This window comes from Frankia sp. CcI49, from assembly GCF_001983215.1.
Taxonomy (GTDB): Bacteria; Actinomycetota; Actinomycetes; order Frankiales; family Frankiaceae; genus Parafrankia; species Parafrankia irregularis.
Genome location: NZ_MOWP01000009.1, coordinates 111402 through 125037, shown reverse-complemented (window position 1 = coordinate 125037; position 13636 = coordinate 111402). Strand labels below are relative to the sequence as shown.

Here is a 13636-nt window from a genome sequence, read left to right as displayed (position 1 = left end):
TGTCAGACCCCCGCGAGCACGGGCGGCGCGGCGGGGGTGAAGCGGTAGAGCCGCTCGGCGTTGCCGCGCAGCAGCTTGTACTGGGTCTGGGCCGGCAGGTGGCCGATGATGCCCTTCACTGTCTGGATGCAGTTGGGCCAGGTGGAGTCGGAGTGCGGGTAGTCCGTCTCGCACATGATGTTGTCCTCGCCGATCTCGGCGATGCTGGCGATGCCGTGGTGGTCTTCGATGAAGCAGCCGAAGACGTGGTCCCGGAACGTCGCCCGCACGTCGAAGGTGTCCAGGTCGACGCTGGTCGCGGCACCGTGGTCCCCGAACGTCGCGCCCCGCTGGACCCAGTAGCGCTGCTTGTCGACGACCTGCGCGGCCCGCTCCAGGTAGTAGGGCATCCAGCCGACCTCGCCCTCCGAGAGCGCGATCTTCAGGTTCGGGTAGCGCTGGAACAGGCCGGAGAACAGCCAGGACAGCATGGTTCCCGAGGTACGCATGGCACCCCAGGTCAGGTTCGCCATGAACGGGGTGTTCGACGCGATCTTCGGCACCTGCGACGACGAGCCGACATGCATCGACACGACCATCTCCAGGTCGTTGGCCGCGGCCATCACCGGCTCCCAGTACCCGGACGGGTCATGGATGGTCGGCAGGCCGAGCGGCTCCGGGTTCTCGGAGAACGCGAACGACGTCGCGCCCTTCGCGGCGCAGCGCTCCAGCTCCTTCACGGCCAGGGCCGGGTCCCACAGCGGGATGAGGACGAGCGGGATGTACCGGCCGGGGGCGGCGCCGCACCATTCCTCGAGCATCCAGTCGTTGTAGGCCTTCAGGCAGACCAGCCCGAAGTCCCGGTCGGAGGCCTCGTAGAACAGCTGCCCGCAGAACCGGGGCAGCGTCGGGAAGCACAGCGACGCGAGGACGCCGGCCTGGTCCATGTCCTTGATCCGCTCGGCGGCGTCGTAGCAGCCCGGGCGCATCTCGCTGTAGGCGAGGGGCTCCGGTGAGAACTCCTCCTTCGACTTGCCGGCCACCGCGGACAGGCCCGAGCTGGGGAACTTCTTGCCGTCGTAGACCCAGAAGTCCATTCCCTTCTCGTCGACCTCCATGTGCGGAGCACGGTCGCGGTCCTTGGCGGGGACGCGCTCCACCCACAGGTGCGGCGGTTCGAGAACGTGGTCGTCGACCGAGATCAGCCAGTCGAGGTTCAGGCCGTTCGGGTCAGAGGTCATGTCTCCTCCTCTTGCTCTTGGTCAGGTCCGAGGCGAGGCGGGACGGGCAGGCCCGCGTGCCGTCCGGGTGCGCCGCTAGCGCAGCTCGCCGACGGCGATGTGCTTGACCTCCTGGAAGGCCCGGATGCCGTCCGGTCCCCGTTCGCGGCCCAGGCCGCTCTGCTTGTAGCCGCCGCTCGGGGCGTACGCGCTGAACATTCCGGCGTTGACGTTCACCGCGCCGGTGCGCAGCCGGCGCGCGACCGAGGTCGCCGCCGCGAGGTCGGCGCCGTAGACCTGGCCGGCCAGCCCGTAGGGGCTGTCGTTGGCGATGCGCACCGCGTCGTCGAGGTCGCGGTAGCCGAGCACGCTCACCACCGGGCCGAAGATCTCCTCCTGCGCGGCCGGGTTGCTGTTGTCCGGCAGGTCGAGGACGGTCGGCTCGACGTAGTAGCCGCGGTCCAGCCCGGCCGGGCGGCCGCCGCCGAGGGCGACCTTGCCGCCGTGCTGCTCGGCCGCCGCGATGATCCGGGCGCAGCGCTCGCGGGCGGCGGCGTTGATGAGCGGGCCCATCGTGGCCTTCTGATCGGACGGCGGGCCGACGGTCAGCGCGGAGTAGGCCTGCGCGACGATCTGGACCACCTCGTCCTTGCGATCGGCGGGCACCAGGATGCGGGTGGCCGCGACGCACGCCTGCCCGGCGGTCATCGCCACCACCGCCGCCGCGCCGGCAGCGACCTTCTCCACCGCGTCCGGCAGGTAGATCTGCGCCGACTTGCCGCCGAGCTCGAGGGCGACCCGCTTCACCGTGGGCGCGGCCTGGGCGAGGATGCTCCGGCCTACCGCGGTGGAGCCGGTGAAGGACACCATGTCCACCGCCGGGTGGCTGGTGAGCAGCTCGGCGCCGGCCGAGCCCTCCTCGATCACGACGCTGAGCACGCCGGGCGGCAGGCCGACCGCGTCCGCCGCCGCGCCGAAGGCCAGCGACGAGATCGGTGTGAGCGGGCTCGGGCGCAGCACGACCGAGTTACCGGCCATCAGCGCCGGGATCAGCTTCTGGAACGCCATGATGATCGCCCCGTTGTAGGGGGTGATCGCCGAGACGACCCCGACCGGCTCGTGGCGGCGCACGCTCGCCTTGAGCCCGCCGCGCACCAGCTCGTCGAGCGGGACGGGGCTGGCCTGCTCGTGCGGCATCGACAGGTACAGATCGATGGTGTTGCGGGCGAGCATGAGCCCGGCCGCGTACTGCGCGAACTCGGCGAACAGCACCGGCTGACCGGCCTCGGCCACCATGCTGGCGACCAGCGGCGCGTGCAGTGTCTCGATGTGGTCGAGCAGGGCACGCAGCACCCGCGCCCGCTCGGCCACCGGGGTCTCGGCCCAGGTGCCCTGGTCGAAACTGTCCCGCGCGGCGAGGATGGCCCGCTCCACATCGGCCGGCGACGCCGCGGCCACGGTCGTCACGACCGACTCGTCGGCCGGGTTCTCGACGTCGAACGACTCGTCGCCGTCGACCCAGCGTCCGGCGATGTACGAGCGGCGTTCGGCGAGGATCTCCGTCACGGTGCTCGCTCCTTCCTGTCTCGGGCCCTGTCTCGGGCTGCCTCTCAGGCGGGCTCGGTGGTGTAGACGACCGCGCCGCCGAAGTGGGGCGAGGACTGGCAGGCGACGCCGACCGTCGCCCGTTCGCGCTGGCGCGGCCCGGCCCGGCCGGACAGCTGCAGGTAGCACTCGAGCATCTGGGGGATGCCGTGCATCCGGCCGTTCCCGAGGGCGCCGCCACCGGAGAGCACCGGCAGCCCGTCGGGGCGGTCGCTGTCGATGCGCCCGTCCTGGACGAAGCGGTGCGCCTCCCCCACCGGGCACAGCCCCAGGGCTTCGAGCCAGAAGTAGACGAACGGCGAGAAGCCGTCGTAGAGCTGTGGCAGGTCGACCTCGCCCGGCCCGATCCCGGCCGCCTCCCAGAGCCGCCCGGCCAGGCCGGTGCCGGCGGCCATGATGTCGTCGAGCGGCCAGTGCAGCGGCAGCCGGCGGCGCGGCGGCGCGGAGGTGGCGATCCCGGCGATGTGGACCGGCCGGTGCGGCAGGTCCCGGGCCCGTTCGGCGGAGGTCAGGACGAACGCCGCCACCCCGTCGACCGGCAGGTCGCAGTCGAAACGGCGGATCGGGTCGCTGATCATCGGCGCGGCGAGGTACTCCTGGGTGCTCAGCGGCCTGTCGCGCCAGTAGGACCACGGGATCCGCGCGCCGTTCTTGCGCGCCTCCGTCACCACGGCCGCCATCGCCTCCTGGCTGGCGCCGTAGCGCTGGAGGTACTCGTTGTAGGGCAGCGCGATCATCGGCAGCGGGCCGAAGAACCCCTGCGGTGCCGTCCACTGCTGGGAGCCGGCGGCCTCACGCATGGGATTGCCGTGGTAGCGACCCGGCGGGTTGTGCAGCGCCCGGTGCAGCAGCACGTAGTCGGCGGCGCCGCTGGCAAGGGCGCCCACCGCCAGCCCCAGCGCCCCGGGAAGCTGCCCGATCCCCGAGAATCCCGACGTGTAGGCGGGGKTGACACCGAGATGCTCGGCGAGCCACTGCGCCGTCACGGTGCTGACCCCGTCCTCGACGGCGTGCGCACCGGCGGTCGGGAACAGCGGCGCCGTCACGAATCCGTCGACGTCGGCGGGCTTGAGTCCCGCGTCGGCGATGGCCTCGCGCGCGGTGTCGACGGCCAGGGCGCCGAGCGGCCGGGGGGCATGGCGCCACACGTCGCTGTGCGCGTAGCCGACGATCGCGACCTGGCCGCGCGCCGCGAACCGGCGGCTCATGACGCCTCCCCAGGCCGCCCGGACGCGTCCGCGAGCTGGAAGGCCGGTACGGCCACCCCGGGAGCGACGTCCTCGAACGCCGCCGTCACCTGGGCGCCGAGCCGCAGCCCGGGGGCCGCGGGCCCGTCCAGCAGCCGGCCGATCATGCGCAGTTCAGGCTGTTCGGCGAGCTCGACGTCGACGAGGACGAACGGCACGTCGGCGGAGAACCCGGGCAGGAACGCCTGGCGGACGACGGTCCAGGACCGCACCGCGCCCCGCCCGCTGACCGGCTCGAAGCCGTAGTCGGGGTCGGTGCTGCCGCAGGACGGGCAGACCTGGCCGGGTGGGATCGCGTAGGCACCGCAGCGTCCGCAGCGGGCCGCGGTGAGCACTCCCCCGGCCGCCGCCTCCCAGTAGCCGGCCGACACCGCGTCCGGAACCGGTAACGGCCGGATCGGCTGACCTTCGGTCGTCCGCGGCTGGGCCGTCACGGGATCACTCCGGCGTCCTTGAGCTCGACGATCTGTTCCCAGGTGTAGCCGAGGTCGAGCAGCACCGTCTCCGTGTGCTCGCCGTGCTCCGGGGCCCGGCGCAGTGCCGGCGGCGCCCCGTCGAGCTGTACGGGCACGTTCGGCAGCGAATACCCGGGCCCGCCCTCGACGACGACCTCCCCGAGGTAGTCGTTGGCGAGCACCTGCGGGTCGGTGAGCAGCTCCTCCACGGCCTGCACGGGAGCCCACGGCGCGTCGATCCGGCCGAGCAGCTCCTTCCACTCGTCGAACGACCGCTTCGCGAACTCGGCCTCCAGCTCGGCGACGCAGGCCTCGCGGTTCTCGGCCCTGGCCCGCAGGTCCGCGAAGCGCGGGTCGGCGGCGAGGTCGTCGCGCCCGACGAGGCGGCAGAAGTCGGCCCAGTAGCGGTCGGCCTCCAGGAAGACCAGCTGGATGTGCCGACCGTCGCTGGTCCGGTACGCCCCGACGAGCGGGTTGACGTACCCCTGCCGCCCGGACATGGCCCGCGGCCGCCCGCCGGCGAGGGCCGCCAGCACGTCTGAGGACAGCGTCCACATCGCGGTGGCCAGCAGCGAGACGTCGACGACGGACCCTTCGCCGGTCCGTTCGCGACCCAGCAGCGCGGTGGCGATCCCGAAGGCCAGGGCCATCGCGCCGTTGCGGTCGCCCATCGCGCCCCGCTGGCCGATCGGCGCGTCGCGGTCCGGTGGCGTCAGCACGTGCGCCATGCCGCCCTGCGCCCAGAAGGCCGACGAGTCGTAGCCGGGCCGGTCGGCCCCCGGGCCGCGGGCACCGAAACCGTGCCCTCGGGCGTAGACGAGGCGGGGAAAGCGCCGGGTGAGCTCGTCGGCGCCGAGGCCGAGACGTTCCAGGGCGCCGGGCCGGAAGCTGGTCAGGAAGACGTCTGCCGACTCGAGGAGCTGGTCTAGCGCCGCCCGGCCGGCCTCGGTGCGCAGGTTGAGTGCGACGGAGCGCTTGCCCCGGTTGGCCAGGGCGACCGAGAGGTTCACCCCGCCGCCGCCATCGGTGCCGATGCCCTGGGTGGCCAGCGCACGGTAGGGGTCGCCCTCGGGCCGCTCGACCCGGATCACATCGGCGCCCCAGTCCGCCAGCAGCGCACCGGCGACGGGCACGAACACCCACTGGGCGAGCTCGACGACACGTAAGCCGTCGAAGGCCCCCTTCGCCACGCGGCACCTCCTCCTCTGCGTCGGTTCAGTCGGTCGTTCCGTCGTTCGTTCGTTCGGTCGGTCGTTCCGTCGTTCTGTCGTTCCGTCCGCCGGTCGGTCTGTTCGGCCGGGACGGGTTCGTAGGCGGGACGGTGCGTCCCGCGGGTGACGCGGAGTCCCGCGCGGGCAGGGCGGCCCGGCCCCCGCGCACGATCAGGGGCTTGCGATCAGGGGCTGGGGCGCGACCGGACGAGCGAGGCGCCGTTGTCAGCTGACGACCCGAATGTAGGCCGGCTAGGCGCGATTTGGGAAGACCCCATCTCGTTTTAGGTAGAACGTTGACTTCTCTCGGAGGTGTTGCGATCCTCCTCACAGTCATCCGGCGGCCGGCATCGCAGGTCGCGGACCTCGGGACTCGCGAACCCGGGCCGCGAACCGCACGGCCCGGCGTCGTGGCCGATCACACCCAGCCGATCGGAACCAGCCGATCGGAACTCACCGATCGCACCTCACCGATCGATCGCACCCACCGATCGATCGACCTCCCGATCCCCGGAACAACCGGCCGCCGGTCCTGATCGTCGACCGCTGACAAGCGAAACGAGGTACTCCGCCCATGCGGCAGAACGGCTTCCGCCGAGGGACAACACGTCGGCGAGTGGTGGCACCGCGGCCGGCCGCGGTGCGGTTAGGCGCTGTGGCGGGCGGGTTGGCCGCCTGCCTGCTGCTGGTCGCGGCCTGTGGCAGCGACAGCTCCGACACAGCCGGTGGCGCCAGCGGCACCGGCGATGCCACGAACGCCACCGAGGTACTGGGAGCGGTGGCGAAGGCCGCCGGCGAGCCGGTGAAGATCGGGCTCGTCTCCGACGGAAAGGCGGCGACCGTCGACCAGTCCGTCGAGATCGAGGCCGGCAAGGCGACCGTGGCCTACCTCAACGAGCACCGCTCCGGCATCGCGGGCCGGCCGATCGAGCTGGTGACCTGTGCGTCCCAGGCCGATCCCGGCATAACCGCCGACTGCGCGAACCGCATGATCGAGCAGGACGTCACCGCGGTGATCATCGGCGGCGTCGCCGCCCAGGAGAGCGCCTGGACGCCGCTGCACGAGGCTGGCATCCCCGTGGTCCTCTACTCCACCAGTGCCACCGCGCTGCTGGCCGACGCCAAGAGCACGTTCTCGTTCGCCGACGCGACCTTCGGCACCATCGGGCTCCCGCTCAAGGTGGCGCAGAAGGAGGGCGTCAAGAAGGTCACCGCCGTCGTGATCGACGTCCCGGCGGCGAAGGGAGCGCTCGAGGCCAGCGCGCCCGCGATCTACAAGAAGGCGGGCATCGAGTTCGAGCTGGTCGCCGTCCCGATCGGCACCGCCGACATGACGCCGCAGATGCAGCAGATCGCGAAGGACGACGGCGAGGTGTTCATCCTCGGCAACGACTCGTTCTGCATCAGCGCTCTCAACGGGCTGAACGCGGTCGGGTTCAGCGGCCCGATCAGTGCCATCGCCCAGTGCGTCACCGACTCGACCCGGACCGCCATCTCCGGCGACCAGCTCAAGGGCATCAGCATCTCCGCCATCGCCCCGGTCGGTACGGACAACCCCTCGACCCGCCTGTACAACGCGGTCGCCGCCGCCTACGGCAAGAACATCGACACAAGCAAGATCGCCGGTATCAACATCTTCACGGCGGTCGCGGGCCTGCAGACGGCGCTGGAGGACCTCACCGGTGAGATCACCCCGGCGACGATCATCAACGCGCTGAAGACGATGCCGGAGAAGGAGCTGCCCGGCTCGGGCGGGCAGAAGTTCCAGTGCGGCGGCAAGGCGTCCTCCGCGGCGCCCGCCTCCTGCGTGCAGGGCGGCCTGATCAGCACGCTTGACGACAAGGGATACCCGACGAGCTACGAGGTCGCCGGGGCCTGACCGACGCCGGGCCTGCCGGGCCCGGCGCGCCGCCGGCCCGCCGCCTTCACCGGCCCGGCGGCCGTCGGGCCCGGCTGCGCCCCCACCCGCCTCCGCCCCAGCACCCGTTTCCGAGCCTGCCTGACCAGGGCGGGCGCGCCATGCCCGACAAGCGCTGTGCCCGACAAGAGGGGAAAGCCGTGTCCGCTGAATCCGCATCCGTGGTCGCCTTACCCGACGAGCTCCACGAGGTGCTCTCCCCTGGATGGCTCAACAAGGCGCTGGCGATCCGCTACCCGGGGATCGAGATCGTCGAGGTCACCCCCGGCCCAGTGGTCAGCCGGGTCTCGACCAACGCCCGGTTCCGGATCGACTGCACCGGCGGGGTCCCGAAGGGCCTGTCGCCCCACCTGTGCGCCAAGGGCTACTTCAGCGAGATCGGCCGGCCGGCGAGCCCCGCCGGGGTGCCCGAGACCAGCTTCTACCGGGACCTCGCCGACCGCACCGGAGTCCGCACCCTGCGAAGCGTCTTCGCGGACGTCGACGCGCGCACCGACGCGAACATCGTCATCACCGAGGATGTGGTGGCCGAGGGCGGCGTCTTCCTCGACGGGCTGAGCGACTACACACCGGACCAGGCCGCCGACAGCCTCGACCAGCTGGCCACCCTGCACGCTGCGACCTGGGCCGACCCGTCCCTCGCGGACGTCGGATGGCTGCGGAGCCGCCTGGACGGATACCTCCGGAGCCGCGGCCTGCCCGAGATCTCCGCCAACTTCGCCTGCTGGATCGGCGCGGGAGTCCCCGACGAGACGCGCGACGCCGAACGCCTGGTGGCGGCCTACCGCAGGTTGGCCGCCGAAACCGCCGCCGCGTCACCGTGGGCCGTGATCCACGGGGACCCGCACATCGGGAACCTCTTCCTCGACGGCGCCGGCCGCCCGTCCTTCCTGGACTGGCAGCTGGTCCAGCGCGGCCCCTGGTACATCGACGTCGGCTATCACATCGCGTCCGCGCTGACCGTCGCGGACCGCCGCCGCAGCGAACGCGACCTCCTCGCGCACTACCTCGACCGGCTGCGGGCGGGTGGCGTGCGGGCGCCGGAGTGGGACGAGGCGTGGCGCGCCATCGGCCGCGGGATCCTGCACGGCTTCTACCTCTGGGGCATCACGGTGAAGGTCGACCCGCCCATCACCGCGGCGCTCCTGGAGCGGCTCGGCACGGCGGCCGCCGACCACGACGTCCTCGCCGCGGTCGGCGCCTGACGGTCAGCCCGTCAGACCTGGCTCGTCAGCAGGGAACGATGGCCGCACGCCGGTTGCCGGAGCAGACCTGACCGGCCTCGAACGTTCTTCACATCAGACCCACATGTGAGACGTCCAGGGTGACGAGTGCCCGAACCGCGCTCCGTCCTGGAGGTTGCCACCGTGCCGGTCTCGGCCAGGCCTGATCCCTGTCTCGACCCTGCCGCCACCGACAGCTTCTCCTTTGGTTCCGCCACCGAGGCGCCGGCTGAAACCGCGGTTTCAGCCGGCGCCTCGGTGGCGCGGCGCCCGTGGTGGCGTGCCCGCCGGGCGACCGCGATCATCGGGAGCCTGGTCGTGCTGATGGTGGTCGTCGCCGCGCTGGCGATCACGGGCAGCGGCGTGCGGGGCGTTTTCGCCGCCGCCTCCTCGCCCCAGGCCGGCTCGCCCCAGGCCGGTGCTGCTCCCACCGACGACGGCCAGGGCCCGAGCGGTTCGTCGTCAGGGTCGACCGAGGTGGAGCCGCCAGCCGGATCGCCCACCCCCGGGGATCCCGCGCAGCCGCGGTCCGCCGTGGTCGTCCGAGGCTCCAACCTCGCGGATCCGTACCTGCTGACGCTCGACGGCGTCACCTACGCCTACGGAACCAACGCCGACGGCGCGCACGTGCCCGTCCTCACCAGCACCGATCCGAGCCTGCGCAGCTGGGTGCGCGCCGGCGACGCCCTGCCGCACCTGCCCGGCTGGGCGCAGGACACCGGCTTCACCACCTGGGCTCCCTCCGTCGCCGAGGTCGACGGCGGATACGTCATGTACTACGTGACAAGGGTCGCCGCGACCGGCCACCAGTGCGTCTCCACCGCGCACGCGACGAGTCCGACCGGACCGTTCATCGACGTCTCGACCGGCCCTGCGATCTGCCAGGAAGCCGAGGGCGGGAGCATCGACCCCAGCCCGTACGCCGTCGGGGCCGAGCGGTACCTGACGTGGAAGAGCGAAGGCATMCTGCCCGGCACCACACCGACCATCTGGGCGCAGCGCCTCGCCGCCGACGGCCGCACGCTGCTCGGCGAGCCGACCGCCCTGCTCAGGCCGACGCTCGACTGGCAGCACGGCCTCGTCGAAGGCCCGGCGATGCTGGTCCGGGGCGCAAGCTTCGACCTGCTGTTCTCCGCCGGGGACTGGCACAGCCCCGACTACGCGACGGGGAGCGCGACCTGCGCCGGCCCGCTCGGTCCGTGCACGGTGCGTCCCGAACCGCTGCTGCGTACGGGCACCGCGGGCGTCGGCCCGGGCGGCGCGGAACCGTTCCGTTCGATCGACAGGGCCACTGGCGAGGAAACCTGGTGGCTGGCGTTCCACACCTGGAACCGGCGGGAGCCGGCGGAGAATCCGCATGCCGACCGGCAGCTGGTCGTCGTGCCGCTGCCCGACGCCGGAGCGTTGACGCCGGCCGACCGCTCCGCCGTCCGCCTCGGCCGGGTCACCACTGCTCCTTAGCGCCGCGGCAAGCAATGCGGAATCAGGCGCCCTCGCGGTGCTGCGGCTGCCGCTTCGCCCGGCGGGTCGTGGCCGAAGGCGCGCCGGCCGCTCTGGCGGCGGGTTCGTTGTTCGCGGTGAGCCGGTACGCGGCGCGTTCGAGGGTCGGGAGGATGGCGGTGATGTCGAGCTCCCCGGCGGCGAACCGGGCGACGACGGCGTAGGCGACGTTGGTCAGCAGGAGGCCGATGTCGCTGACGTAGCCGGGCTCGCCGGCCGCGAGCACGGCGCGGCCGGCGGGCTCGATGATGGTCATGGTCTGTTGCTCGAGCCGATCACCGGGCGGCGTGGCACGGGCCTTGTGGTAGGCCTCGAGCAGGCGCGGGCTGTGCTCCCATGGTTCGAAGACGTGCCGGAACACCCGCATCAGGCCGTCGTAGAGGCTCTCGCCGGGTGGCGGGGCGGGCACCGGCGCGCAGCTGTTCCGCGCCATCCACCGTTCGACGGCGGCGACGATCAGTTCGTCACGGGTGCCGAAGAGCTTGTAGATCGTGGCAAGCGAGACGCGGGCCTCACGGGCCACCAGACGTAGCTGGACCGCGTCGTAGCCCTCGGACTCCAGCAGCCCGACGACGACGTCGATGATCGCGTCGGCCGACCGTGACTCCGCCACCGCGCCGGCCCCCTCGATGTGCTCCCAGCGTGCGTCTCCCCGCCAGCACGCCCCCTGCGCCCAGCCGCCGCCGCGCCAGCGGCGACGATCTCGGTTGACGCCCTCAGAGTAACATGGTTACTCTAGTAACCACGTTACTCGGGTGGTTGGTCCAGGTTTCTGGCGGTTCGGTCAGGCACCAGCTCGACCGGCACCTGCGATCTCGCCAGCACCATCAATGCGGAGGAGACGGCATCAATGGCTACATACGTCCTGGTACACGGCGGCGGCCACGGTGGCTGGTGCTACCAGCCGGTGGCGCGGCTGCTGCGGGCAGCCGGGCACGAGGTGTACACGCCGACGCTGACCGGCTTAGGCGAGCGGGCGCACCTCGTCGGCCCGCACGTCGACCTCGACCTGCACATCCACGACGTTGTCACGATGCTGCACCACGAGAACCTGCGTGACGTGATCCTGGTCGGGCACAGCTACGGCGGCATGGTCATCACCGGCGTCGCCGACCGCGCCGCGGACCGGATCGGGCGCCTCGTCTACCTCGACGCGGCGAACCCGGTCAACGGCCAGTCGCTGCTCGACGTCGCCGGGCCGATGATCGCCGCCACCCGCCCGCTGGGGAAGGTCGTGGACGGTGTCGAGCTCGTACTCATCCCGTTCCCCGAGGCCGGCGCCTTCTACGGGGTGACCGACCCGGACGACATCGCCTGGATGGCCGACCGGCTGGCCCCGCACCCCTGGCGGTGCTTCGAGCAGCCGCTGACCCTCACCAACGAGGACGCCCTGTGGGCGATCCCGCAGTACCACATCGTCTGCACCTCCACCCTGGCGACCAGGGACCCGGAGCTGACGGCGAAGGCCCGCGCGGCCGGCCGACTCTGGGACATCGACACCGGGCACGACCTCATGATCACCGAGCCGCGGGCCGTCACCGACGCTCTCATCGACGTGGCCACCTCCTGATCCTCCGCCAGGCGCACTCCTGAGTGGTGCCGTCTCGCATACGTGGCCACCGGAATGTCTCACCATCAACGCCGCCGACATCCTCCCTGAGCAATAACCGGGTCGGAGGTCGATGCTGAACGCTCTGATGGCGAGACCGGGTCAGGCCGCGGCCGTGGCTCGTCTCCTGGGCGCGGTTCCACCGAGAGCGGTGAGCTCGGCGTGCCAGAGGTCGGGGAGTTCGGCGTAGCAAGGCACGCTCGCGCTCACCGAGAAGCCGACACAGGCCTGGCTGCCGAGGCCGCACAGAAGGACCGCGAGATGGTGCCGGCCGACGAACAGCGGCGGCACGGCAATCAGTTTGACGACATTCCGGCCCGCGACGGCGAGCGGGCCGGAAAGCGTGCCCGCATTGCTTGCCAGCAACGCTACCCAACTCCGCTGCCCGCTGGCGGCGATGACGCCGGCGAGCACCCGCGACGGCAGCCCGGCGGGAGCCTTGTCGAGAAGCTGCCGATAGAACGCGGCGACGCTTCCTCCCGCCTTTATGCGCCGAGTTTCCTCGGCAATCCGGGCGAGCCGCCGTACCGGGTCGGGTTCATGGCAGGGCAGTGCGACCCGCACAGCTATGGCGAAGTTGGACATCAGCCGGCTTTCGCCGGGCACGCGGACGCTGATCGGCATCATGGCGTGCAGCGGGCGGCGGCCGTCCAGCCATTCCGGTAATGACCACGCGCGTAGCGATCCGGCGAGCGCCGCGAGGTAGACGTCGTTGACGGTCACCGAATGCCTGCGAGCGATCCGCCTGAGTGTCTCGATTTCGGTGACGGCCCAGACGTGGCGCGCCTCGCCCCGCGGCGGTCCGCCCCAGGAGCGCAGCTGGCGCGTCCGGGGGAGTACTCGCGTGATTTCTGCGGCGGCGCGGGTGTAGTCCCGTGCGCGGGGGGTGCGGAACGTCGGCAGATCAGGCATCGCCGGTTCGTGATCGGCGCCGAAAAGCAGGTGCAGCGCCTGGTACATGGCGCGGGCGTCCTGATGGATGTGGTTCAGCCAGTAGACGATGGCGACTTCGTCGGCGCTGTGTCCATGCAGGAGGTGCAGGCGCCACTGGGGGCGCTTCAGGTCAAGGGGCTCGGCGGCGACCCGGCCGAGCGCGGCCCGAATGCCGCCGTCGCCGCTGCCCACGGGCAGCTTTTCGGCCCTGACGTGGTATTCGAGGTCCAGCTCGTCGTCGAGCCGCCAGACCGTGTCGTCCCTGCCCGGGGGCGCCGTCATCCGGGAGAGACGCTCGAGGAGCGCCGGCGCGTCGCGCAGCCGCTCCGCCACGTGCGCGCGCAGCTCGACAAGGCCCAGAGCTGGATCCGCCACGGACAGCACGGCGCCGAACTCGTACCGCTCCCCGGCATTGAGCCGGGTGAAGCTCAGGAAGGCACGGTCGGCGGCGTTGAGTGGCCTGGTTTGCTGGGCAGGCGCGGCGGTGGCCGCAGAATTCTTTGCCATTCGATGTCTCCCGTGACGCCCGAAGCCCGGACTTCGTGTCCGCACGAGAACCACTTTTTCCCGCAGGCGCGGCAGACGCTATTTTTGTTTGGAAATACCCTATTTCTGGGGCCCCCGAAAGAGGGTCCGGGCCATTTGGGTCCCTGCCGGTCGTTTAGCCTTAGGGCCAGGCCGCATGTACCCGGAGGTGTTGTGGGGCAGGTCGGAGATACGACGGAGCGCGATTCGC

11 protein-coding genes are annotated in these 13636 nt (G+C 71.6%); 4 read left to right on the top strand and 7 right to left on the bottom strand.

From position 1 onward, the window contains the following. Positions 1–2: 2 nt before the first annotated feature. The 5 genes from CcI49_RS09380 to CcI49_RS09360 all read right to left on the bottom strand — a co-directional run bounded on the left by CcI49_RS09380 (position 3) and on the right by CcI49_RS09360 (position 5696). Positions 3–1220 carry an amidohydrolase family protein gene (locus tag CcI49_RS09380; RefSeq protein ID WP_076825723.1) on the bottom strand — a complete coding sequence of 406 codons (1218 nt, stop codon included), beginning with the start codon at positions 1218–1220 and terminating at the stop codon, positions 3–5. 75 nt (positions 1221–1295) lie between these two features. Beyond that, positions 1296–2765, bottom strand: coding sequence for an aldehyde dehydrogenase family protein (locus CcI49_RS09375; RefSeq protein WP_076825721.1), 1470 nt, complete (start codon positions 2763–2765; stop codon positions 1296–1298). Positions 2766–2809: 44 nt separating this feature from the next. Then, positions 2810–4012, bottom strand: a complete 1203-nt coding sequence (locus CcI49_RS09370) for a thiolase family protein (RefSeq protein WP_076825719.1) — start codon at positions 4010–4012, stop codon at positions 2810–2812. Next, the gene (locus CcI49_RS09365) at positions 4009–4485 is read right to left on the bottom strand and encodes an OB-fold domain-containing protein (protein WP_054570762.1); all 477 of its coding nucleotides are present in this window, start codon (positions 4483–4485) and stop codon (positions 4009–4011) included. Before CcI49_RS09365 ends, CcI49_RS09370 begins: the two co-directional genes overlap by 4 nt. Further along, on the bottom strand, positions 4482–5696 hold the full coding sequence (locus tag CcI49_RS09360; protein WP_054570761.1) for a CoA transferase: 1215 nt from the start codon (positions 5694–5696) through the stop codon (positions 4482–4484). The genes CcI49_RS09365 and CcI49_RS09360 overlap by 4 nt, the downstream gene beginning before the upstream one ends. Positions 5697–6372: 676 nt before the next feature. Here CcI49_RS09360 and CcI49_RS09350 point away from each other — a divergent pair. From CcI49_RS09350 to CcI49_RS09340, 3 genes are all read left to right on the top strand, one after another. Next, entirely contained in the window at positions 6373–7596 is a 1224-nt protein-coding gene (locus CcI49_RS09350) for an ABC transporter substrate-binding protein (RefSeq protein ID WP_241839974.1), read from the top strand. 179 nt (positions 7597–7775) lie between these two features. Then, on the top strand, positions 7776–8840 hold the full coding sequence (locus CcI49_RS09345; protein WP_054570759.1) for an aminoglycoside phosphotransferase family protein: 1065 nt from the start codon (positions 7776–7778) through the stop codon (positions 8838–8840). Between the two features lie 126 nt (positions 8841–8966). Beyond that, the gene (locus tag CcI49_RS09340; protein ID WP_241839973.1) at positions 8967–10319 is read left to right on the top strand and encodes a glycoside hydrolase family 43 protein; all 1353 of its coding nucleotides are present in this window, start codon (positions 8967–8969) and stop codon (positions 10317–10319) included. A 22-nt stretch (positions 10320–10341) separates the two neighbouring features. Here CcI49_RS09340 and CcI49_RS09335 read toward each other — a convergent pair whose 3' ends face one another. Beyond that, the gene (locus CcI49_RS09335) at positions 10342–10971 is read right to left on the bottom strand and encodes a TetR/AcrR family transcriptional regulator (RefSeq protein ID WP_054570758.1); all 630 of its coding nucleotides are present in this window, start codon (positions 10969–10971) and stop codon (positions 10342–10344) included. A gap of 237 nt (positions 10972–11208) precedes the next feature. Between CcI49_RS09335 and CcI49_RS09330 the strand changes: the two genes are divergently transcribed. After that, positions 11209–11928, top strand: a complete 720-nt coding sequence (locus CcI49_RS09330; protein WP_054570757.1) for an alpha/beta hydrolase — start codon at positions 11209–11211, stop codon at positions 11926–11928. 141 nt (positions 11929–12069) lie between these two features. Here CcI49_RS09330 and CcI49_RS09325 read toward each other — a convergent pair whose 3' ends face one another. Beyond that, on the bottom strand, positions 12070–13284 hold the full coding sequence (locus tag CcI49_RS09325) for a wax ester/triacylglycerol synthase domain-containing protein (RefSeq protein ID WP_235498404.1): 1215 nt from the start codon (positions 13282–13284) through the stop codon (positions 12070–12072). Between the last annotated feature and the right edge of the window lie 352 nt (positions 13285–13636).

What these genes read in the sequence shown, in the direction of transcription:
- CcI49_RS09380 (WP_076825723.1), bottom strand. Translation starts at nt 1,220, where the DNA reads ATGACCTCTGACCCGAACGGCCTGAACCTCGACTGGCTGATCTCGGTC.
- CcI49_RS09330 (WP_054570757.1), top strand. Translation starts at nt 11,209, where the DNA reads ATGGCTACATACGTCCTGGTACACGGCGGCGGCCACGGTGGCTGGTGC.